Origin of the sequence: Spongisporangium articulatum, assembly GCF_044465595.1 — a bacterium.
GTDB classification, from domain to species: Bacteria; Actinomycetota; Actinomycetes; order Actinomycetales; family Kineosporiaceae; genus Spongisporangium; species Spongisporangium articulatum.
This window is the reverse complement of sequence record NZ_JBITLV010000001.1, coordinates 574,930-596,643: the sequence shown is the minus strand read 5'-3', so window position 1 is coordinate 596,643 and position 21,714 is coordinate 574,930. Positions and strand designations below refer to the sequence as shown.

Here is a 21,714-nt window from a genome sequence, read left to right as displayed (position 1 = left end):
TGTAACTACAGTCCCGGTGCTCCCGGACCGGCTCTCGCCCGCTCGTGGGCATGGTGCACGCGCAGCCCGTCGTGCAGGGCCCGGGCCGCCTCGAGGGCCTGTTGTCGTTGCCGCGCCCAGACCGGGCCGCCCTCCGGGTCCTCGATCGACCAGCCGTGCACGGCCGCGACGAACCCGTCGCCGAGAACGGCCAGCTCAGCCCGCTCCGCGTGCCCCACATCCGGTCCCGCCGCGTCGGTCGGGTGCCGTTCGCGCACGGCCTCACGCAACTGGGCGACCCGCAACCGCAGGTCGGCGCTCGCGGTGGTGGACCCCGGGACGACGTCGCTCACCGTGCGCACCAGGGTCCCGGCGAGCGCTTCGAGCAGGTCGTCGGTCACCTTCGTCGGGTCGGCCTCGGGAGCCGGGCGTGCGTCGTCCACCGTGTCACCGTGCACCCGACCGCTTGGGGTCGACTTGGGGTCATGGCAGGCTTGTCGCCCGTGCCCGCCCCGTCCACTCCCTCCGCCTCCGCCGCCGACGACCTCGCGGCGTTGAGGACGCGGGCCCAGATCACGGCGACGAAGCGGCTGCTGCCGCTGCAGGGGGTGCTGGGCGAGCTCGGCGGGCTCTTCGCGGACGCCGGTTTCACGCTGGCCCTGGTCGGCGGCCCGGTGCGCGACGCCCTCCTGGGCCGGGCCAGCCTGGACCTCGACTTCACCACCGACGCCCGTCCCGACGACTCGGTCCGGCTGCTGCGGAAGTGGGGCGACGCCCACTGGGAGATCGGCAAGGAGTTCGGCACGGTCGGGGCCCGCAAGGGCGACCACGTCGTCGAGGTGACCACGTACCGGGCGGACGTCTACGACCCGGCCTCACGCAAGCCCGAGGTCGCGTTCGGCGACACCCTCGAGGGTGACCTGGCCCGCCGCGACTTCACCGTGAACGCGATGGCCCTGGTGCTGCCCGACCTGCGGTTCGTCGACCCCTTCGACGGGTTGGGCGACCTGGCCGCCCAGGTGCTGCGGACGCCGTCCACGCCCGAGCAGTCCTTCAGTGACGACCCGCTGCGGATGATGCGGGCGGCCCGGTTCGCGGCCCAGCTCGGTTTCCACGTCGCGCCCGAGGTGGGGGCCGCGCTGCGTGACATGGCCGGCCGGATCGAGATCGTCTCGGCCGAGCGGGTGCGCACCGAGCTGGAGAAGCTGCTGCTCAGCCCCGAGCCGCGGCCCGGCATCGAGCTGCTGGTCGAGAGCGGGCTGGCCGGGCACGTGCTGCCGGAGCTGCCGGCGCTGAAGCTGGAGATCGACGAGCACCACCGGCACAAGGACGTGTACGAGCACTCGCTGACCGTCCTCGAGCAGGCCATCGCGCTCGAGCAGGCCGCCCCTCGCCCCGAGGGCCCGGATCTCGTCCTGCGGCTCGCCGCGCTGCTGCACGACATCGGCAAGCCTGCGACCCGCCGGTTCGAGCCCGGCGGCGGTGTGAGTTTCCACCACCACGAGACCGTCGGGGCCCGGTTGGTGAGCAAGCGGCTCAAGGCCCTGCGCTTCGACAAGGTCACGGTGACCGAGGTGGCCCGGCTGGTGGAGCTGCACCTGCGCTTCCACGGCTACGGGGACGGCGGGTGGACCGACTCGGCGGTCCGCCGCTACGTCACCGACGCGGGCCCGTTGCTGGACCGGTTGCACAAGCTCACCCGCTCCGACTGCACCACCCGCAACAAGCGAAAGGCCGCGCGGCTGGCCGCTTCCTACGATGACCTGGAGAACCGCATCGCGCAGCTGCGCGAGCAGGAGGAGCTGGACGCCGTCCGCCCCGACCTGGACGGCAACGCGATCATGGAGATCCTCGGCATCCCGCCGGGGCGCGACGTGGGGCGGGCCTGGGCCTTCCTGAAGGAGCTGCGTCTGGAGCGCGGCGCGATCGGTCCCGAGGCGGCCCGGGCGGAGCTGCTCGCCTGGTGGGAGGGTGAAGCCGGTCGATCCTCGACCCCGTAGCGGGTTGGCCTGGCCACCTCCGGCCTTCTAGAGTTGGCCCGCCGCAGCAGTGCGGCTCGGGCTCGACGCTGCCGTCGGGTCGGTCGGTCATGACTCGCCCGCCGGTTCGCCGGTTCTTCCCTGGGGAGGTGTTCGCGCAGTGCAGTTCGGCGTCTCCTATACCCCCGGGCAACTGCTTGCCGTCGTCGCATCACGCACCGTATTGGTGGTGGACGCGCCGACGGACTGGTCACTGGCCGGGCCGCTGTGGGAGCTGGCGCTCGACGACGCCCCCGTGGACGAGATCCTCGACGTCCTGGTGCGCCGCGGCATCCGCACCTCGCCGAGCTTCGCGATCGTGCGCGTCGAGGGTGAGGCCGTGCGCGCCCTCGTCCGCGGCAGCGTGCCGGTCTGCTTCGAACGGACCGGGGAACCGGTCCGGCTCGACGCCACCGGCGCCACCACCTGGCTCGAAGGCCTCATCTCCGGCGCCACCCGCGTACTGGTCGGCGACGTCGAGCAGAAGACCGAACTGCCCTACCTGGTGCACACCGGCGTCGTCCTGGTCGCCGGCCTGGCCCTGCCGTGCGGCGCGAACAGCCGCCCGGCCCCCGGCGACGCCGCGCCCGTCGTCACGGAGGCGCCCGCCGCGCTCGAGCAGCCCGAACCCGCGTCGGGGGCCGCACCCGAGGCGGACGGGCCGGGGCCGGACGACGCTCGCCCGGCCGCGGGGGGCCGCCCGCCGCGCGTCGTCGACCTGACCCGCTCCGCACCGCGCACCGGCCGGCACCCGGTCGTGGCGTCGTCCGGTGCCGCCGCCCTCAGCCCCGCGCCCGCCGCCGAGCCCGCGCCGAGTGCCCAGGCCCCCGAGGCCGAGGCCCCGCCGCTGGCCGCGCGCAGCAACGACCCCTTCGCCGTCCCGGACGACCTCGAGGTGCACCACCCGCCGACGGTCACGGGTGCGCCGGCCGAGGTGTCGGTCGAGGAGTTCGCCGAGGCCCTGGCCGAGCCGGCCGAGGCCCCGGTCGAGTCGCCCTTCGAACCCGCCGAGTCCTTCTTCGAGGCGTCGCCGTTCGAGACCGCCCCCGAGACGGCCCCCGACGCCGAGCCGGACTCGCCGGCCGTGGAGGCCTTCGCGCCGGTCGAGGCCCAGCCCTTCGCCGAACCGCGCACTGAGTCCGGGCCCGACGAGACGCTGCTCCTGTCGCCGGTCGACCGGGAGCGCGAGTCCGCCCCGGCCGTCGACGAGGAGTTCACCACCCAGGACTTCGGCCGCCGGGCTCCGTGGTCGCTGCCCGACGGGGCGGCCGCCGCCTGGGGGCTGACCGACCTGACCGGTCCGGAGGCACCGCAGCGCCCGTCCGGGCCCGGCTTCGGTGCCTCGATGGACTCCGGCGAGGTCCCGTTCGCCGACGTGATCCGCAGCGGCGAGGAGGTCGAGGCCCCTCCGGTCGCCGAGGCGCAGCCACCGGCCGCACAGGCGTCCGTCGCGGAGCACGCCCAGTCACCGGCCCAGTCGCCGGCCGACGCCCAGGCTGAGCAGCCGTCGGACGGGCCGTCGATCGACGAGGACGACCTGCTGGTCGAGGGGTCGGCCCGGGGCCCCCTGCCGACCGCGTTGCCGAACTTCGACCCGCCGTCGGTGTCGTTGAAGCTGCCCGGCCTGCAGGGTCGGCGTGGTCTCGAGGGCCTGAAGGACGCGGCGGGGGCCCCGCCGCGCGGTCACCACGCCCAGCCCCGGTTCGAGTCGCCGGCCCCCGAGCCCCAGCGGCCCGACGTGCGGCCCGACGTGCGGCCCGAACCACTCGCCGAGCCGGTCGCGGCCCACACCCCGGTCGAGCCCGTCGAGCCCCTCGAGCCCGTCGCGGCGGCCGAGGTCGAGGAGCGCCCGGCGGTGGACCCGGCGGGTGAGCGCGTCGAGGAGTCCTTCGAGGACTACGTGCGCTCGCGGGCCCTGGAGCTGGACGACGAGCCCGGCGCCCTGCCGTTCCGGGTGCGCGGTCAGACGCTGCGCCCCGAGCACCGCGTGCCGTTCGGGGGCCTGCGCGGCTCCAACGGTGCGTGGCCGCGCGCCGGTGAGCAGTCGCCGTTCATCCCCGCGCCCTCCGGTGGCGTGAACGGGGTCAACGGCGTCAACGGGGTGAACGGCCACGGTCACGGCGACGACGAGGCACCGGTCGAGGCGCCCGACGGCCAGCCCGACGAGGGTTCGGAGTCCGACGGCCTGCTGCTGCCGGCGTTCTTCCGCGGGGCCCGTGCGGCCCGCAGCAAGACCGCCGACCCGGCGGTGCCCGACCACCCGGCCCCGGTCTGGGCCCGGGGCGGCGCGGCCGACCGTCCGCCGCACGAGCGGCAGAGCGGCCCGCCCGGCCTGCGTGGCACCGGTACCCCCGGCGTGCACAGCCCGGTGGTCCCGCCCAACGGGGTCGGCGGCGGTGCGTTCGCCCGGGCCAAGAACGGTCACGGCGACGACGGCACCTCCGTCTTCCAGCCCCACGGCGAGGTCCCCGGCCCGCACGTTCCGCCGCGCGAACCGCCGCGGCTGCTCGGGGTCTGGTGCGACGCCGGGCACGTGACGTCACCCGACCAGCCCGACTGCCGGGTGTGCGGGCTGCGCGTCCCGCCGCAGGCGCCGATCCTGGTCGCCCGCCCGCCGCTCGGGGTCCTGATCTTCGACAACGGCGACCGCGTCGAGGTCGACCGGCCCGTCATCCTGGGCCGTGACCCCAAGCCGGTCCCCTCGCCCGACCCGGAGACCCCGGTGATGCACGCGGTGCAGAGCGCGACCGGTCAGGTCTCGCGCACCCACGCCGAGGTGCGCGCCTCGGGTTGGGACGTGGTGATCACCGACCTGGACGCGATGAACGGCACGACGCTGACCACCCCCGGTGGGTCACCGGTCACGATCGAGCCCGGCGTCCCGCTGGTGATCACCTCGGGCTCGCGGGTCGACCTGGGCGGCGAGTGCGGGTTCGTGTTCGAGGTCGAGGGCTGAGACCGCCTCGGCGGTAAGCGTTCTCGGCAGCCGCCGGGACAGCGTCACGTAGCTCGCGGCGACCGCGGCGAACAGCACGCCCACCGCGCCGAACACGCCGCGGGAGTAGCCGTCGGCGGGCAGCAGCACCAGTGACAGCCCGGCCGCGGCCACGAACGCCGCGTTGAAGATGACGTCGTAGAACGAGAACACCCGCCCCCGGTAGTTCTCGGCGACGGAGCGCTGCACCACCGCGTCCACGCAGATCTTCGCGCCCTGTCCGGTGAAGCCCAGCAGGAAGGCGGCCGCGAACAGGGTCGGGCGGCGCAGGTCGATCACGAGCAGCAGCTGGACGGCGGCGGCCACCCCGATCGCCGTCCCGATCCAGCCCGTCGTGCCCAGGTGTCGCACGGCCGCCGGCGTGGCGACGGCGGCCAACCCCACGCCGAGCCCCGTCACGGTGAGCGAGGTGGCCAGCAGGGCCAGCCCCGCGTCCACGTCGGCCGGGTCGGTGAAGTGATTGCGGCACAACAACATCAGCGTGATCGTCATGATCCCGTAGCCCAGCCGGTGGGCCCCGATCGCGCTCAGGGCGTAGGCCGCCGGCCGCCGGTCGCGCACGTGTCGCGCGCCGCCGACGAGGTCGCGGACGACGTCCACCAGGGCGGCCCGCGCGGAACGGCCGTCCAGCGGGGCGCGCTGGTCCGGGCCGAGGTGGTCGCGCGGGATGCGCCGGGCCAGCAACGCCGCGAACCCGTAACCGGCCGCGCCGAGGAGCAGAGCCAGCGCGTCGGTCGGGTCGCCCGCACCGAGCACGAACCGGGGCACGAACCCGACCCCGGCCCCGAGCAGCGCGGCGATCGTGCCGCAGGTCGGGGAGACGGCGTTGGCCATCACCAGCTCGTGCCGGGGCACGACGTAGGGCAGGGATGCGCCCAACCCGGCCAGCAGGAACCGGTTCAGCGACAGGCACGCCAGCGCGAGCAGGTAGATCGGAGGGCCGTCGACCCCGCCGATCACCAGCAGCGCCGTCCCCAGCACGAGTACTGCGCGGACCGCGTTGACCAGCAGCAGCACCTGCCGGCGCGACCAGACGTCGAGCAGCACACCGGCGAACGGGCCGAGCAGCGTGAACGGCAGGATCGTCACGACGGCGGCGGTGGCCACCTGCTCAGGGGTGGTGGCCTTGTCGACCGAGAAGAAGACCAGGCTGGCCAGCCCGACCTGGAACGTGCCGTCGGCGGCCTGGGACATCAGCCGGACGGCGAACAGCTTGCGGAAGTCCCGGCCGCGCAGCACCACGCGCAGGTCGTCGAGGAAGGCGGACCGGGGCATCCGAAAATGCTATGCCTGCCCGCCGGCCCGGACGCACGCCGGCACCACTGAGCCCGCCACCCCGAGAACGGGGGGGCGGGCTCAGGAGGTGCGGGACGTCGTCCCGCGGGCTTCAGCGCTCGCCGCGGATGAAGGCCTCCAGGTCGGCGCGACCCTGGGTGTCCTCCACCTGGACCGGCGGGGACTTCATCAGGTAGGCCGAGGCCTCGAAGACCGGGCCGCCGATGCCGCGGTCCTTGGCGATCTTCGCCGCGCGCACCGCGTCGATGATGACGCCGGCCGAGTTGGGGGAGTCCCACACCTCGAGCTTGTACTCGAGGTTCAGCGGGACGTCGCCGAAGGCGCGGCCCTCGAGCCGGACGTAGGCCCACTTGCGGTCGTCGAGCCAGGCGACGTAGTCGCTCGGGCCGATGTGCACGTTGCGGTCGGACTTCAGGCCGGCCAGCGGGCCGTTCAGGTTCGACGTCACGGCCTGGGTCTTGGAGACCTTCTTGGACTCCAGCCGGTCGCGCTCGAGCATGTTCTTGAAGTCCATGTTGCCGCCGACGTTCAGCTGGTACGTGCGGTCCAGGACGACGCCCCGGTCCTCGAACAGCTTGGCCATCACCCGGTGGGTGATGGTGGCCCCCACCTGGCTCTTGATGTCGTCGCCGACGATGGGAACGCCTGCGGCGCGGAACTTCTCGGCCCACTCGGGGTCGGAGGCGATGAACACGGGCAGGGCGTTGACGAAGGCGACGCCCGCGTCGATGGCGCACTGCGCGTAGAACTTGTCCGCGTCCTCCGAGCCGACCGGCAGGTAGGAGACGAGGACGTCGACCTCGGCGTCCTTGAGTGCCTGGACGACGTCCACGGGCTCGGCCTCGGACTCCTCGATGGTCAGGCGGTAGTACTTGCCCAGGCCGTCGAGCGTGTGGCCGCGCTGCACCGTGATGCCGGTGGTCGGCACGTCGGTGATCTTGATCGTGTTGTTCTCGCTGGAGCCGATCGCGTCGGCCAGGTCGAGGCCGACCTTCTTGGCGTCGACGTCGAACGCGGCGACGAACTGCACGTCCGAGACGTGGTAGTCGCCGAACTGCACGTGCATCAGGCCGGGCACCGTGCCCGCCGGGTCGGCGTCGCGGTAGTAGTGCACGCCCTGGACCAGGGACGCGGCGCAGTTACCGACGCCGACGATCGCTACGCGGACGGTACCCATGCGTATCTCCTTGTGTGCTCGTAGTTTCGCGACGGCGTTCCGTGCCGGCGCGAGCGTTTCGGGGGTGGGGCAGGGACTCGGGGGTCAGCCGGGGGGCTGGTTCGGTGGCTCCGGCGGTGGCTCGGGCGGTGGCTGGGGCGGGTCGACCTCGGGCGGGTGCGTCATCCGGCTGGCCCGCTCGGTGTCGATCAGTTCGGTGAGCCAGCGGACCTCGCGGTCGACCGATTCCAGCCCGTGGCGCTGCAGTTCGAGCGTGTAGGCGTCGAGCCGCTCGCGCGTGCTGCGCATCGACTGCCGGGCGCGCTCGCGGCGCTCCTGCAGCCGCGACCGACGGCCCTCGAGGATCTGCAGCCGGGTGGCGGCGTCCGTGCGGCCGAAGAAGGCGAAGTGCACCGCGAAGGGCTCGTCCTCCCAGGCCGCCGGGCCGGGGCTGGAGACCATGGTGTTGAACTGCTCCTTGCCCTCGGCCGTCAGCTCGTAGACGATCCGGGCGCGGCGCGAGACCAGCGGCGAAGCAGTGCCGTCGCTGTCCTCGTCGCCCTCGACCTCGCGGATCCAGCCGCGGGCGAGCAGGGACTTCAGGCAGGGGTGCAGCGTCCCGTACGAGAGGGCGCGGAACGGCCCGAGCAGCTCGTTGAGGCGTTTGCGCAGCTCGTACCCGTGGGTCGGGTTCTCGTGCAACATCCCGAGGACGGCGAGCTCCAGCACGTCACCGCGGCGGGCCATGCGCACCTCCTCGACCGGATTCCGTGTCGTTCGTCCGGCCTGTACGTTCGGGCCGATGGTTCAGTTCAATGCTTCGGGCCAATGTATCGGGCCGATACATCAGGTTCGTTCGTCACGATACGACGGAGGCGCTCCCACAGGCAACGGGTGGGCAAGGTGGCTGCACAGGTGCGGGGCACGCCGTAGGCTCATGAGTTGTTGCTGCCGGGGCAGAGGTTCCGGCTCCCGTGGAGGTGTTCAGGTTCGTGGCCGGTCGTGATCTGCCCCCCGTCGGTGGTGGCCGCGCTCCGGGGCAACCCGGTCGCTACCCCGTCGGCTACCAGGGCAACCCCGCCGCCGGACCGGTGCGCACCGCAGGTCAGCGGCCCAACGGCCAAGCGGGCCCGGGCGGGTACCAGGCCTACGAGCGCGGCCCCTCGGGCTACGACCCGCGCCGCCCCGGGCATCCGGGTGGGCGCCAGCCGTCCGGCTTCCAGCGCTACGTCGACTACCCGCGCTTCGGCCGGAACGGCTGGCGGCGCTGGGTGCCGTCCTGGAAGCTCGTCGGCGGCATCTTCCTGGCCTGCTTCCTGCTGGGTCTGCTGACGTTCTCCATCGCCTACGCCACCATCGACGTCCCCAAGGACGACGCGAAGCCGCTGACCCAGACGACGATCGTCTACTACTCCGACGGCAAGACCGAGATCGGCCGGCTCGCCGACCAGAACCGGCAGGTCGTCGACTTCAGCAAGATGGCCACGATCGTCCCCGCCGTGCTCGCCGCCGAGGACGACACGTTCTACGAGAACGCCGGCGTCAGCCCGACCGGCATCATCCGGGCGATCTGGAACAACGCCCACGGGGGCGGCGGCGGTGGCTCGACCATCAGCCAGCAGTACGTGAAGAACACCTTCAACGGCCAGGAGCACCGCACGCTCGGGACGAAGTTCCGGGAGTTCTTCATCGCGCTGAAGATCCGGCAGACGATGGAGCCGAACAAGGTCCTGCAGGGCTACCTGAACACCATCTACTTCGGCCGGGGCGCCTACGGCGTGCAGGCGGCGGCGCAGGCCTACTACGGCAAGGACGTCGACGACCTGAACGCGTCGGAGGCCGCGTACCTGGCGGGCATCATCAACTCGCCGAACAGCGCCTCGCACCCGGAGGACGTCGACCAGCCCGATCAGTTGACGCGGGCCAAGTTCCGCTGGAGCACGGTGCTGGCCGCGATGACCCGGCTCAACCCGAACCAGGTCACCCCGCTCAGCCAGACCGAGTACAGGAAGTATGCGGGCGATTTCCCGATGCCCGACAAGCCGAAGTCGTCGGCGTCGCTGGCCGGTCAGAACGGCTTCCTGGTCATGATGGCCCGGGATGAGGCCGCGAAGCGGCTCAACGAGACCCCGGACCAGATCGAGACCGACGGTTACGCCATCACCACGACCTTCGACAGGAAGATGGTCCAGCAGCTGACCGCGGCGGTGAAGGGGCAGACGAAGGGCAAGCCCAAGCGGGTCGGCATCGGCGCGGCGGCCATCGACCCCCGCAACGGGCAGGTCAAGGCCATCTACGGCGGCCCCGACTACGCGAAGAACACGTTCAACAACGCCACCGCGGGCGCTGCGGCGGCCGGGTCGACCTTCAAGGCCTTCGGCCTGGTCGCCGCCCTGGAGGACGGCGTCAGCCTGAACAGCTACTACCGGGCCACCAGCCCGATGAAGATCGACGGCAGGAAGGTGGTGAACTTCGGCGGCGAGTCCATGTCGGGCGCCACCCTGCTGAAGGCCACCGAGGACTCGCTGAACACCGTCTTCGTCCAGGTCAACGCCGAGGACGACCGCCGGAAGCTGACCCAGGAGGCCGCCTACAAGGCCGGTATCCCCAAGTCGGCGCACGTCGAGGACAACCTGGTCAACGTGCTCGGGTCGGCCAACCCGCACCCGATCGACCTGGCCACGGCCTATGCGACCTTCGCGGCCCAGGGCAAGAAGCACGAGACCCACTCGATCGCCAAGATCACCAAGGTCGGCACCAGCAAGACGTACTGGAGCCAGGACACCCTCGGCGACGGCGAGCAGGTCTTCGACAAGGACGTGATGGCCGACCTGACCTACGCGCTGCGCCAGCCCGTCTCCTACGGCGGCACGGGGGCCTACGCGGCCGGGTTCGGGTCGAGCCGCGAGATCGCCGGCAAGACCGGGACGTCGCAGGACAACAAATCGGCCTGGTTCGCCGGCTACACCCCGCAACTGGCCACAACGGTGATGCTGTACCAGAACGCCAAGGACGGGAAGACGCCGGTCACCATCTCCCCGTGGGGCGGCTTCAGCAGCATCACCGGCGGCTCGTTCCCGGTCCGGATCTGGACGACGTTCATGCAGAACGCGCTCAACGGCAAGCCCAAGCTGACGTTCCCGGAGCCCGCGAACGTCGGTGAGGTCGAGGGCATCCCGCGGCCGCAGCCGCAGACCCAGCAGCCGACCGACCCGAACAACCCGGGTACCGACCCGAGCGCGTCGGCGTCCCCGTCGGCCAGCGCGTCCCAGCCGGACGGTGGCGGCATCTTCCCGAGCATCGGGACGGGGCAGGACGGCCAGCAGCAGGGTCAGGGCTGAGCGTCGACCCGGTCGTCCGCGCCGCCAGTCCGGTCATCGGCGGCCCGTCCGGCCGCCGCCTCGCGTCGGGCCGCGGGTTCCTCGGTGCCGTACCGGTGCTCGTCCTCCTGGCCGCCGTCGTCCTGACGGGCGGCCTGGTCGCCAAGCAGCACTGCCGCGCCCAGGGCTGGTCGAACCCCGACCAGTTCTGGCACGTCTGTTACAGCGACAACGCGGTGCTGTTCTCCAGCCAGGATCTCGGCTCCGACCTGGCCCGTCCCTCGCTGAGCGAGGCGGTCGGTGGCGACGGTCTCGGCCAGCCGCCGCTGGCCTCGGCGGCGATGTGGGTGGTCTCGGCGTTCGTCCCGCACGACGGCGTGCGCGGGCAGCGCGAGTTCTTCGACCTGTCGGCGGCGGTCCTGCTGGTCGCCCTCGGGGTGGGCGTCGCCGCGATCGCCGTCACCACCCGGCGCCTGCGCGGCCCGACCGGGGCGTGGGACGCCGCCCACCTGGCGCTCTCGCCGGTCGTCTTCACGGCGGGGCTGCTCTCGTACACCCTCCTGGCGGTCGCGTTGCTGGCGCTCGCCTTCTGGTCGTGGCACCGCCGCCATCCCGGCTGGGCGGGCGTCTGGCTGGGGCTGGCCGTGGCCGCCGCGCCGTCGCTGGCCGTGGTGGTGCTCGCCCTGGCGGTGCTCGCCGTCCGGACGACGTGGCCCACGCCGCGGGCGGCCGGGACCGCGTTCGTGACCTGGCTGGTGGCCCGCCTCCTGCTCGTGGCCGGGCTCGGGGCCGGCCTGCTGGCCTCGTTCAACGCCTGGCGCACGGGCGCCGTGGGGTACGGCTCGGTCTGGCTGCTGCCGCAACTGCTGGCCAACGCCAAGCCGCAGCCCGCGGGTACCCTCCCGGGCCGGATCCTGACCAGCCTGTTCGGCGGCCTGTTCACGATGGGCCCCGTGGCCCCGGGGGTGGCCGCGACGCTGTGCGTGCTGGTCACCGGCCTGCTGCTGGCGTTGGTGGTCCGCGTGACCGCCGTCCACCTGCCGCCCGCCGGTGCGCCGGTGGACGGTGCGCTGGTGGACGACGCGCACCCGGCTCTGCTGAGCCCGCCCCCCGCCGCCGGCGGGTCGGGGACCGACCCGGCGGACGTCGTCCACCTGCCCGAACCGCCGCCGGCGGCCTTCGCGCCGCTGGCGCTGGCCATGCTGTGCGTGGTGCTGGTGGCGGCGACGTCGCTGCCGGTGCAGACGTCGCTGCTGCTCCTGCCCCTGATCGCGCTGTCCGGGCTGGCCTGGCGCGACCACCTGCTCTGGGCGGCGACCGAGTGCGTCTACTTCGTCGGGGTGTGGATGTTCATCGCCGCCGAGAGCGACCCGTCGAAGGGGCTGCCGGCGTCGATCTACGTGTTTCTGCTGGTCGCCCGGCTGGCCGGGATCGCCTGGATCGGGGGGCAGGCGCTGCGCCGCTACCGGGCGATGCTGCGCGAGGTGGGCCTGGAGCCGCTCGGGATCTCGCCGGCCGTCCTGCTGGCCCTCGACCCCTCGGGGTCGGACCGCCCGGGCCGGCACACCGGCCGCCCGATCGAGGAACTCGAGGACCTGACCCTTTCGCCCGATTCGGTGACTGACGGTCCTCGCGGCTAAGCTCTCTCCTTGGCGTCGGACACCGCTCGATCCGGGTGGGTGCCGGCGCCGACGCACGACCCTCCTGTCACGGACCGACCGTGACCGCCGAGACCAGAGGAGGTGGGTTAACACATGCGTCAGTACGAACTGATGGTCATCCTCGACCCCAGCCTTGAGGAGCGCACCGTCGCCCCGTCGCTCGACAAGTTCCTGAACGTCATCCGCAAGGGTGGCGGCACCGTGGACAACGTCGACGTGTGGGGCAAGCGGCGCCTGGCCTACGAGATCAAGAAGAACGCCGAGGGCATCTACGCGATCGTCAACATGACGACCGAGCCCGCCGACGCGAAGGAGCTGGACCGCCAGCTCAACCTCAACGAGTCGGTGCTGCGCACTAAGTTGATGCGACCGGAAGCTCGCTGAGCGACCTCACCTACCGAAACCCTCGGAGACCCGCATGGCCGGCGAAACGATCCTCACGCTGATCGGCAACCTCACCAACGACCCCGAACTCCGTTTCACGCCCTCCGGCGCGGCGGTGGCCAACTTCACCGTGGCCAGCACCCCGCGCACGTTCGACCGCCAGTCGAACGAGTGGAAGGACGGCGAGACGCTGTTCATGCGGTGCTCGGTGTGGCGTGACGCGGCGGAGAACGTCGCCGAGTCCCTGCAGCGGGGCTCGCGGGTCATCGTCACCGGCCGGCTGAAGTCCCGGTCGTACGAGACCAAAGAGGGCGAGAAGCGCACCGTGAACGAGCTGGAGGTCGACGAGCTCGGCCCCTCGCTCCGGTACGCGACCGCGAAGGTCAACAAGACCCAGCGCGGTGGCGGCGGTGGCGGCGGCTTCTCCGGCGGTGGCGGTGGTGGGGGCTACTCCGGTGGCGGTGCGTCCGGCGGTTCGTCCGGCCCGGCTGAGGACCCGTGGGCGACCGGCCCGTCGGGCGGCTTCAGCGGCAGCCAGGACGACCCGCCCTTCTGATCTGTAGACCTGTACTTGATGTAAGGAGCAAGACCATGCCGAAGCCTCCCGTGCGGAAGCCGAAGAAGAAGCAGAACCCGCTCAAGACCGCGAAGATCGAGTTCGTCGACTACAAGGACACGGCCCTGCTGCGGAAGTTCATCTCCGACCGCGGCAAGATCCGCGCCCGCCGCGTCACCGGTGTCACGGTGCAGCAGCAGCGGGAGATCGCCCGCGCCGTCAAGAACGCCCGCGAGATGGCGCTGCTGCCCTACAGCAGCTCCGCCCGCTGAGAGAGGATGACACTCAGATGAAGCTCATCCTCACGCAGGAAGTGACCGGCCTGGGCGCCCCCGGCGACGTCGTCGAGGTGAAGGACGGCTACGGCCGTAACTACCTCGTGCCGCGCGGCCTGGCCACCGCCTGGTCCAAGGGCGGCGAGAAGCAGGTCGCGTCGATCCGCAAGGCCCGTCAGGCCCGCGAGATCGCGACCCTCGAGGAGGCGCAGAAGGTGCGCGACTCGCTCGAGGCCAAGCCCGTGCGGCTGGCCGTCAAGGCCGGTCAGTCGGGTCGGCTGTTCGGCGCCGTGACCCCGGCCGACGTCGCGTCGGCGATCGAGTCGACCAACGGCTCGAAGGTGGACCGCCGCAAGGTGGAGTTGACCGGGGCGATCAAGAACACCGGTGAGTACACCGTGCACGTCCGCCTGCACCCCGAGGTGCAGGCCAAGGTGAAGCTGGCCGTCGTCGCCGGCTGACGTTCCCGCAGCACGAGGCGGTCCGTCCCGGTCGGGGCGGGCCGCCTCTGTTTTGCGACGGGCCCCTTCTGTGCCTCGCTGCGCCGGTCGCTAGGTGGGCACGGTGTGACACCGTGCCCACCTGGTGAGCACTGTGTGACACCGTGCCCACGAGCGCTCGCTCCGCTCCGCTGGGTGCCCACCGGCGCCTCAGGTGCGCCGGGCGCCGGTGACCGTCCACGCGTCGCCACGCGCCCGCCGTCCGAGCTGGACCGCCCGCAGCACCATCCAGCCACCCGCGAACAGCACCCACAGGCTCACCAGGCCGGCCGTGCCGGACGGCCCGTAGGTGGCCAGCAGCGCCGCCGCGGGCAGGAACAGTGCCGCCTGGACGGCGCTCGCCCGAGCCAGGTAGCGGCCGTCGCCGGCGCCGATCAGCACCCCGTCCAGCACGAACACGTACCCGGCCAGCGGCTGGGCCAGCGCCGCCACGAGCAACGCCGCCCGCAGGTCGTGCTGGACGGCCTCGTCGGGCGTGAACAGCGGTCCGAGCCCCCCGCCGGCCGCGAGCATGAGCAGGCCGAGCACGACGCCGGTCCCGACGCCCCAGCGGACCATGGTGCGGACCATCGCGTGCACACCGGCCACGTCACCCGCGCCCAGCCGGTTCCCGACCAGCGCCTGGGCGGCGATGGCCAGGGCGTCGAGGGTGAGCGCGAGCAGCGTCCACAGATTGGCCGCCACCTGGTGCGCCGCCAGTGCGGTCGCGCCCAGGCTCGCGGCCGTGGCGGTGGTCGCCAGCAGCACCGCGCGCAGGGCGACGGTGCGCACGAGCAGGGGGACGCCGTCCCGCCCGGCCATCCGGATGCCGGCGGCGTGCGGGGCGAGGGCGATGCGGCCGCGGGCCGTCCGGCGCAGGATCAGGACCCCGGCCGTCGCCATGCCGAGCTGGGTGGCGGCCGTGCCGATCGCCGACCCGGCGATGCCCAGGCCGGCCCAGGTCCCCACGCCGTGGACGAGGACGACGTTCAGGGCGGCGTTGGCGACCGCGCCGAGACCGGCGATCCAGAGTGTGGCGCGGGTGCGTTCCAGGCCGCGCAGGACGCCGACGAGGGCCAGCAGCACGAGCATCGCCGGCAGCCCGGGCAGGGACGCGCGCAGGTAGACGACAGCCTCGTGCGCGACCGGGTCGGACACGTCGAACGGGGCGACCAGCAGGGGGGCGGTGGGCAGGACGACGAGGGCGGCGGCGGTGCCGATCGCGGCCGCCAGCCAGGCCGCGTCGCGCCCGGCGGCCAGGGCGCCGACCTCGTCACCGGCGCCGACCAGCCGGGCGGCCGTGCCCGTCGTGCCGTAGGCCAGGAACACGAACACGCTCACGGCGGAGTTCAGCAGGGCACCGGCGACGCCCAGCGCGGCGAGCTCCGGGGTGCCCAGGCGGCCGACGATCGCGGAGTCGGCCAGGAGGAACAGGGGCTCGGCGACGAGGGCGCCGAGGGCGGGCAGGGTGAGGCTCAGGATGCGTCGGGGGTCGCCCCTCCCGGGTGTCGCCGGGTCCTGCGCCACCGGTTCCCCGGGGGTGATGTCCCCAGGGCCCGAGTTGTTCAAAACTTTCTCCCGTCCACAGGTGGTGGACGTCGATCATGCCGGTCAGAGGCTTGGTCCATCCCCACCGGGGTCCGTCCGTCCCCAGCGTTATCCACAAGCTGTGGAGAAACCGGGTGGTTGTCCACGGGTCGTACACAGGTTGTGCACCGGGGCTGTTGACGAGGTGATTGAAGCTCGGCGGCGGTCCCCCTAACGTCGTGCGTCTGCCCGGCGGGGGGTGTCAGTCCGCCGGGTTGTCAGTGGTCGAGGGTCTACTTGTCTGCAGACGGTGTCCGTAGTGGTCCGAACCTGGTCCACAGGGCGTCTGCACGGGTGGTCCGACAGGGAGGGTGGAGCTTGTCCGTCGTCGATCTACCGGTGCCCCAGGGCGGTCCCTCCGACGACTTCGGAGGGTCGGGCCCGGGGCGCACCCCGCCGCAGGACATCGCGGCGGAGCAGAGCGTCCTGGGCGGCATGATGCTGTCGAAGGATGCGATCGCCGACGTCGTGGAGGTGTTGCGCGGCAACGACTTCTACCGCCCCTCGCACGAGATCGTGTTCGACGCCGTGCTCGACCTGTACGGCCGGGGCGAGCCCGCCGACGCCGTCACGGTGGCCGCCGAACTGACCAAGCGCGGTGAACTGTCCCGGGCCGGTGGCCCCGCCTACCTCCACACGCTGATCTCCTCGGTGCCCACGGCCGCCAACGCCGGCTACTACGCACGCATCGTGCGGGAGCGGGCCGTCCTGCGCCGGCTGACCGAGGCGGGTACGCGCATCGTGCAGCTCGGTTTCCAAGGGGCCGACGGCCGCGGCGGCGGTGACGTCGACGAGATCGTGAACAGTGCGCAGGCCGAGATCTACGCGGTCACCGAGACGCGCACCACGGAGGACTACGCGCCGCTGTCCGACATCATCGAGGGCGCGATCGACGAGATCGAGGCGTCGAGCCACCGCGGCGACGGGCTGACGGGCGTGCCCACGGGCTTCGCCGACCTCGACCGGCTGACCAACGGCCTGCACGCCGGCCAGATGATCGTTATCGCGGCCCGCCCGGCGATGGGCAAGTCCACCCTGGGGCTCGACATCGCCCGTGCCGCAGCGATTCACAACAACATGACGTCGGTCATGTTCAGCCTGGAGATGGGTCGCAACGAGATCACGATGCGCCTGCTGTCGGCCGAAGCGCGGATCCCGCTGCAGCACATGCGCAAAGGCACCATGCGCGAGGAGGACTGGACGCGTCTGGCCCGCACTATGGGCGACATCAGCGAGGCGCCGCTGTTCATCGACGACAGCCCCAACATGTCGCTGATGGAGATCCGGGCCAAGTGCCGCCGGTTGAGTCAGAAGCACGACCTGAAGCTGGTGATCATCGACTACCTGCAGCTGATGACCAGCGGCAAGCGGGTCGAGAGCCGCCAGCAGGAGGTCTCGGAGTTCTCGCGGGCCCTGAAGCTGCTGGCCAAGGAGCTGCGGGTCCCGGTCATCGCGCTGAGCCAGCTGAACCGTGGCCCCGAGCAGCGCACCGACAAGAAGCCGGCCATGTCGGACCTTCGCGAGTCGGGGTCGATCGAGCAGGACGCGGACATGGTCATCCTGCTGCACCGAGAAGATGCGTACGAGAAGGAAAGTCCGCGCGCGGGGGAGGCCGACTTCATCGTGGCCAAGCACCGGAACGGCCCGACCGACACCATCACCGTCGCTTTCCAGGGGCACTACTCGCGCTTCGTCGACATGGCCACCTGACGCCGCTGTCCGGTGCCTGCTACACGATTCCCACGGTCGATCGGGTCGTCGACTGTGACGCTCATGCACCGGAAACCGCTATGAGCAGCCTCCTGCGGTGCATCGGCGCCACACTCGGCGACGTGGCCGCCGCGATCCTGCGGGCCCTGTGGACCGGGCCCGACAGCCGGTACCCGAGGAAGAGGCTGCCCGAGCCCGGCGGCTCGGCATCCAAATTGACGAGACCGGGCGAGCGGGCGACGGCATCATGAGCGGGTGTTCCTGACCGTCACCTCCACCGCGCCCGACGCCACCGATCTCGGGTACCTGCTGCACAAGCACCCCGACAGGGTGCAGACGTTCGAGCTGCCGGTCGGCCTCGCGCACGTGTTCTATCCCGAGGCGACGGCGCAACGCTGCACGGTGGCGCTGCTGCTCGAGGTCGACCCGATCGGCCTGGTCCGGCACAAGCGGTTCGGTGGCGGGGACGCATTCGCGCTGGCGCAGTACGTGAACGACCGGCCCTACGCGGCGTCGAGCATGCTCGCGGTGGCGCTGGGTCGGGTGTTCAGCACGGCGCTCAAGGGGCGGTGCAAGGCCCGGCCCGACCTGGAGGGCCGGGCGCTGCCGTTGACGGTCCGGATCCCCGGGACGCCGGTGCACGGGGGGTCGCAGTTGCTGCGCAGGTTGTTCGAGCCGCTCGGCTGGACGGTCGCGGAGACCTCCGAGCCGCTCGACCCGGAGGTGCCGGCCTGGGGTGATTCCCCGTACCGGGACGTGACTCTCACCGGCACGCTGACGCTGGCCGACGCGCTCGGGCACCTGTACGTGCTGCTGCCGGTCCTCGACGGCGCGAAGCACTACTGGGTGAGCAGCGACGAGGTCGACAAGCTGGTCCGCAGCGGCGGGTCGTGGCTGGCCGGGCATCCGGAGCGGGACCTGATCACCCGCCGGTACCTGGCGCACCAGCGGCGGTTCGTCGAGGACGCGACGGCGCGGTTGAACGAACTGGACGACCAGCCCGACCTCGACTCGGGTCCGGAAAGCACACCCGCCCAGGCTGTTCCGGCCGTCGAACCGGCGGTGCCCCTGCTCGTGCGGCGTCGGGAGGCGGTGCTGCAGGCCCTGCGGGACGCCGGTGCGCACCGGGTCGTCGACCTGGGCTGCGGGGACGGGAAGCTGCTGAGGGCCCTGCTGCAGGACCCCGGCTTCACCGAGGTGGTGGGCGTGGACGTCTCGGCCACGGAACTGTCCCGGGCCGCCGACCGCCTCAACCTGGACCGCCTGCCCGACTCGGTGCGCGCCCGACTGAGGCTGCGCCAGTCGTCCGTGACGTACCGGGACCCGGCCGTCGCGGGGTACGACGCCGTGGTCCTGATGGAGGTCGTCGAGCACGTCGACCCGGACCGGATGCCGTCCCTGGAACGGGCGGTGTTCGGGCACGCCCGGCCGCGCGCGTGCGTCGTCACGACGCCGAACCGGGAGTACAACGCGCTGTACGAGAACCTGCGGGACGGCGGGATGCGGCACCCGGACCACCGGTTCGAGTGGACCCGGGCCGAGTTCGCGACCTGGGTGGACGGCGTGTGCGCGGCCTACGGCTACCGGGCCGAGTTCCGCCCGGTGGGGGACGTCGACGCGGACCGCGGATCGCCTACGCAGCTGGCTCTTCTCACGCTCGTGACGCCGGGCGACGCGGCGGGACGGGGGGAGGTGGCGTGAGCGTCCTGGACATCCCGGAGCTGAGCCTCGTCGTCCTGGCCGGTTCCAGCGGGTCGGGCAAGTCGACCTTCGCGGCGCGGCACTTCGGCCGGTTCGAGGTGGTCTCCAGCGACTTCTGCCGGGGCCTGGTCAGCAACGACGAGAACGACCAGTCCGCGTCGAAGGCGGCGTTCGCGATGCTGAACCACATCGTCGGCGTGCGGCTGGCGGCCGGGTTGCTGACCGTGGTGGACGCGACGAACGTGACGCCGGAGGCCCGCCGGCAGTTGGTGAGCCTGGCCCGCGCGCACGACGTGCTGCCGGTCATCGTGGTGCTCGACGTCCCGGTCCCGGTGGCCGTGGCCCGCAACGCCCAGCGGCCGGACCGCGACTTCGGCGCGCACGTCGTCAAGCGGCACCACGACCAGCTGCGCCGCTCGCTGAAAGGTCTGAGGCGGGAGGGTTTCCGCACGGTGCACGTCCTGCGCGGCGTGGACGAGATCGAGGCGGCGACCTTCCGCCGGGAGCGGCTGCTCAACGACCACCGGGACCTGACCGGACCGTTCGACGTGATCGGTGACGTGCACGGTTGCCTGCCCGAACTCGTCCGGCTGCTGGGCGAACTCGGCTACCGGCCGGTGCTCGACCCGGAGGGCCGCCCGGTCGACGCCGTGCCCCCCGACGGCCGGACCGCCGTGTTCGTGGGCGACCTCGTCGACCGGGGCCCCGACAGTCCGGGCGTGCTGCGGCTGGTGATGGGGATGGAGCGGGCCGGTCACGCCCTGGCCGTTCCCGGCAATCACGAGAACAAGCTGGTCCGCGCGCTCGACGGGCGCAACGTGACGGTCAGCCACGGGTTGGAGACCACGCTGGAGCAGCTGGGGCGCGAGCCGGACGCGTTCCGGGCCGAGATCCGTGACTGGATGGACGGTCTCGTCTCGCACCTCGTGCTGGACGGCGGGCGCCTGGTGGTCGCGCACGCCGGGTTGAAGGAGGCGTACCACGGGCGGGCCTCGGGCCGGGTCCGTTCGTTCGCCCTGTACGGGGACACGACCGGCGAGACCGACGAGTTCGGCCTCCCGGTCCGCTACCCGTGGGCCCGCGACTACCGCGGTCGGGCGATGGTCCTCTACGGGCACACCCCCACCCCGGAGCCGGAGTGGGTGAACAACACGATGTGCCTGGACACCGGCTGCGTATTCGGCGGCCGGTTGACGGCGTTGCGCTACCCGGAGCGCGAGCTGGTCCAGGTGGACGCCGAGAAGGTCTGGTACGAGCCGGCGAAGCCGTTCCCGGTGGCCGGTTCGCAGGATCTCCCGACCCGGGCCGACGACGAGCTCGACCTTGCCGACGTGCTCGGGCGGCGGTCGGTGAAGACCGCGTACCACGGCCACGTCACGATCCGCGAGGAGAGCGCGGCCGGGGCGTTGGAGGTGATGAGCCGGTTCGCGCTGCACCCCCGGTGGTTGCCGTACCTGCCGCCGACGATGGCGCCCGTGGCCACCTCGAAGCGGGCCGACGTCCTGGAGCACCCCGTCGAGGCGTTCGCCGCCTACGCGGAATCCGGTGTGGCGGAGGTGATCTGCGAGGAGAAGCACATGGGCTCCCGGGCCGTGGTGCTGCTCTGCCGGGACGCGCAGGTCGCCCGCCGCCGGTTCGGCGGGAACGACGAGCGCACGGGCGTGGTCTACACCCGGACCGGCCGCGCGTTCCTGCCCGAGGACCTCACCGAGGGGCTCCTGGCCCGGCTGCGGACCGCGGTCGACGCGACCGGGCTGTGGACGGAACTGGGTTCCGACTGGCTGCTTCTGGATGCCGAACTGCTGCCGTGGTCGCTGAAGGCGGAGTCCCTGCTGGTCGGCCAGTACGCGGCGGTGGGGGCCGCGGCCCGTTCCGCTCTGCCGCCCGCGCTCGATGCGCTGGCCGCGGCCAGGGCCCGTGGGCTGGACGTCGACGCCCTGCTGGACCGCACCGCCGCGCGGGCGGCCAACTCCGCCCGCTACGCCGAGGCCTACCGCCGGTACCGGTGGGACGTCGACGGGCTGACCGGCGTCCAGCTCGCCCCCTTCCAGCTGCTGGCCAGCGAGGGGGCCACCTGGCACGGCCGCGACCATGCCTGGCATCTGGCGCTTCTCGACCGGTTGGTGACCCACGACCCGGTGACGTTTCGCACCACCCGGCGCCTCGTCGTCCACCCGGGTGACCCCGGCTCGGTGGCCGCGGGGACCGAGTGGTGGGAGGAGCTCACCGCCGCGGGCGGCGAGGGCATGGTGGTGAAGCCGCTGGCCAACCTCACCCGCGGGGCCCAGGGCCTCGTGCAACCCGGCCTGAAGGTGCGCGGCCGCGAGTACCTGCGCATCATCTACGGCCCCGACTACACCGAACCGCGGAACCTGGACCGGCTGCGGGAGCGAGGGTTGGGCCGCAAGCGGTCGATGGCGTTGCGGGAGTACGCACTGGGACTTGAGGCGCTGGAGCGGCTGGCCGCCGGTGAGCCGTTGTGGCGCGTCCACGAGCCGGTGTTCGCGGTGCTGGCCCTGGAGTCCGAGCCGGTCGACCCGCGGCTGTGACGACGATCCAGGGGCCCGCGCCCGGACGTCGAGTGGGTGGTCCCGTTC

At 72.4% G+C, this 21,714-nt stretch carries 16 protein-coding genes; 11 read left to right on the top strand and 5 right to left on the bottom strand.

Annotated features, from left to right (window positions below):
- Window positions 1–5: 5 nt before the first annotated feature.
- Window positions 6–422, bottom strand: coding sequence for a hypothetical protein (locus tag ACIB24_RS02840; RefSeq protein ID WP_398274864.1), 417 nt, complete (start codon window positions 420–422; stop codon window positions 6–8).
- 42 nt (window positions 423–464) lie between these two features.
- Here ACIB24_RS02840 and ACIB24_RS02835 point away from each other — a divergent pair, with 42 nt between their 5' ends.
- Together ACIB24_RS02835 and ACIB24_RS02830 are read left to right on the top strand one after the other, a co-directional pair.
- The gene (locus tag ACIB24_RS02835; RefSeq protein ID WP_398274861.1) at window positions 465–1,979 is read left to right on the top strand and encodes a CCA tRNA nucleotidyltransferase; all 1,515 of its coding nucleotides are present in this window, start codon (window positions 465–467) and stop codon (window positions 1,977–1,979) included.
- Between the two features lie 208 nt (window positions 1,980–2,187).
- Window positions 2,188–4,953: an FHA domain-containing protein gene (locus ACIB24_RS02830; protein WP_398274858.1), complete on the top strand. Its 2,766-nt coding sequence runs from the start codon at window positions 2,188–2,190 to the stop codon at window positions 4,951–4,953.
- Here the strand turns inward: ACIB24_RS02830 and ACIB24_RS02825 are convergent.
- The 3 genes from ACIB24_RS02825 to ACIB24_RS02815 form a co-directional block, all read right to left on the bottom strand.
- The gene (locus tag ACIB24_RS02825) at window positions 4,852–6,267 is read right to left on the bottom strand and encodes an MFS transporter (protein WP_398274855.1); all 1,416 of its coding nucleotides are present in this window, start codon (window positions 6,265–6,267) and stop codon (window positions 4,852–4,854) included. The two genes, ACIB24_RS02830 and ACIB24_RS02825, sit on opposite strands and share 102 nt — an antisense overlap.
- A gap of 112 nt (window positions 6,268–6,379) precedes the next feature.
- Window positions 6,380–7,465, bottom strand: a complete 1,086-nt coding sequence (locus tag ACIB24_RS02820) for an inositol-3-phosphate synthase (protein WP_398274852.1) — start codon at window positions 7,463–7,465, stop codon at window positions 6,380–6,382.
- Window positions 7,466–7,549: 84 nt separating this feature from the next.
- Window positions 7,550–8,191 (bottom strand): PadR family transcriptional regulator, encoded by a 642-nt coding sequence (locus ACIB24_RS02815; RefSeq protein ID WP_398274849.1) that lies wholly within the window; start codon window positions 8,189–8,191, stop codon window positions 7,550–7,552.
- A 245-nt stretch (window positions 8,192–8,436) separates the two neighbouring features.
- Between ACIB24_RS02815 and ACIB24_RS02810 the strand changes: the two genes are divergently transcribed.
- From ACIB24_RS02810 to rplI, 6 genes are all read left to right on the top strand, one after another.
- The gene (locus ACIB24_RS02810; RefSeq protein ID WP_398274846.1) at window positions 8,437–10,785 is read left to right on the top strand and encodes a transglycosylase domain-containing protein; all 2,349 of its coding nucleotides are present in this window, start codon (window positions 8,437–8,439) and stop codon (window positions 10,783–10,785) included.
- Between the two features lie 95 nt (window positions 10,786–10,880).
- Window positions 10,881–12,404: a hypothetical protein gene (locus ACIB24_RS02805; protein ID WP_398274843.1), complete on the top strand. Its 1,524-nt coding sequence runs from the start codon at window positions 10,881–10,883 to the stop codon at window positions 12,402–12,404.
- Between the two features lie 114 nt (window positions 12,405–12,518).
- On the top strand, window positions 12,519–12,809 hold the full coding sequence (gene rpsF, locus ACIB24_RS02800) for a 30S ribosomal protein S6 (protein ID WP_398274840.1): 291 nt from the start codon (window positions 12,519–12,521) through the stop codon (window positions 12,807–12,809).
- A 34-nt stretch (window positions 12,810–12,843) separates the two neighbouring features.
- Window positions 12,844–13,365 carry a single-stranded DNA-binding protein gene (locus ACIB24_RS02795; protein WP_398274837.1) on the top strand — a complete coding sequence of 174 codons (522 nt, stop codon included), beginning with the start codon at window positions 12,844–12,846 and terminating at the stop codon, window positions 13,363–13,365.
- Window positions 13,366–13,400: 35 nt separating this feature from the next.
- Window positions 13,401–13,637, top strand: a complete 237-nt coding sequence (gene rpsR, locus ACIB24_RS02790; RefSeq protein WP_398274835.1) for a 30S ribosomal protein S18 — start codon at window positions 13,401–13,403, stop codon at window positions 13,635–13,637.
- 17 nt (window positions 13,638–13,654) lie between these two features.
- Window positions 13,655–14,101, top strand: coding sequence for a 50S ribosomal protein L9 (rplI, locus tag ACIB24_RS02785; RefSeq protein ID WP_398274832.1), 447 nt, complete (start codon window positions 13,655–13,657; stop codon window positions 14,099–14,101).
- Window positions 14,102–14,290: 189 nt separating this feature from the next.
- Here rplI and ACIB24_RS02780 read toward each other — a convergent pair whose 3' ends face one another.
- Window positions 14,291–15,646 carry an MATE family efflux transporter gene (locus ACIB24_RS02780; RefSeq protein ID WP_398274829.1) on the bottom strand — a complete coding sequence of 452 codons (1,356 nt, stop codon included), beginning with the start codon at window positions 15,644–15,646 and terminating at the stop codon, window positions 14,291–14,293.
- 399 nt (window positions 15,647–16,045) lie between these two features.
- Here ACIB24_RS02780 and dnaB point away from each other — a divergent pair, with 399 nt between their 5' ends.
- The 3 genes from dnaB to ACIB24_RS02765 all read left to right on the top strand — a co-directional run bounded on the left by dnaB (window position 16,046) and on the right by ACIB24_RS02765 (window position 21,666).
- Window positions 16,046–17,416 (top strand): replicative DNA helicase, encoded by a 1,371-nt coding sequence (gene dnaB / locus ACIB24_RS02775; protein ID WP_398276719.1) that lies wholly within the window; start codon window positions 16,046–16,048, stop codon window positions 17,414–17,416.
- Window positions 17,417–17,671: 255 nt separating this feature from the next.
- On the top strand, window positions 17,672–19,117 hold the full coding sequence (locus tag ACIB24_RS02770; RefSeq protein WP_398274826.1) for a 3' terminal RNA ribose 2'-O-methyltransferase Hen1: 1,446 nt from the start codon (window positions 17,672–17,674) through the stop codon (window positions 19,115–19,117).
- Window positions 19,114–21,666: a polynucleotide kinase-phosphatase gene (locus ACIB24_RS02765; RefSeq protein WP_398274823.1), complete on the top strand. Its 2,553-nt coding sequence runs from the start codon at window positions 19,114–19,116 to the stop codon at window positions 21,664–21,666. The genes ACIB24_RS02770 and ACIB24_RS02765 overlap by 4 nt, the downstream gene beginning before the upstream one ends.
- The last annotated feature ends 48 nt before the right edge of the window (window positions 21,667–21,714 follow it).

Bases quoted from the DNA above. Each gene is read 5' to 3' on its own strand.
- ACIB24_RS02815 (WP_398274849.1), bottom strand. From the start codon at position 8,191: ATGGCCCGCCGCGGTGACGTGCTGGAGCTCGCCGTCCTCGGGATGTTG.
- rpsF (WP_398274840.1), top strand. From the start codon at position 12,519: ATGCGTCAGTACGAACTGATGGTCATCCTCGACCCCAGCCTTGAGGAG.
- rpsR (WP_398274835.1), top strand. From the start codon at position 13,401: ATGCCGAAGCCTCCCGTGCGGAAGCCGAAGAAGAAGCAGAACCCGCTC.
- ACIB24_RS02795 (WP_398274837.1), top strand. From the start codon at position 12,844: ATGGCCGGCGAAACGATCCTCACGCTGATCGGCAACCTCACCAACGAC.
- rplI (WP_398274832.1), top strand. From the start codon at position 13,655: ATGAAGCTCATCCTCACGCAGGAAGTGACCGGCCTGGGCGCCCCCGGC.
- ACIB24_RS02835 (WP_398274861.1), top strand. From the start codon at position 465: ATGGCAGGCTTGTCGCCCGTGCCCGCCCCGTCCACTCCCTCCGCCTCC.
- ACIB24_RS02820 (WP_398274852.1), bottom strand. From the start codon at position 7,465: ATGGGTACCGTCCGCGTAGCGATCGTCGGCGTCGGTAACTGCGCCGCG.
- ACIB24_RS02825 (WP_398274855.1), bottom strand. From the start codon at position 6,267: ATGCCCCGGTCCGCCTTCCTCGACGACCTGCGCGTGGTGCTGCGCGGC.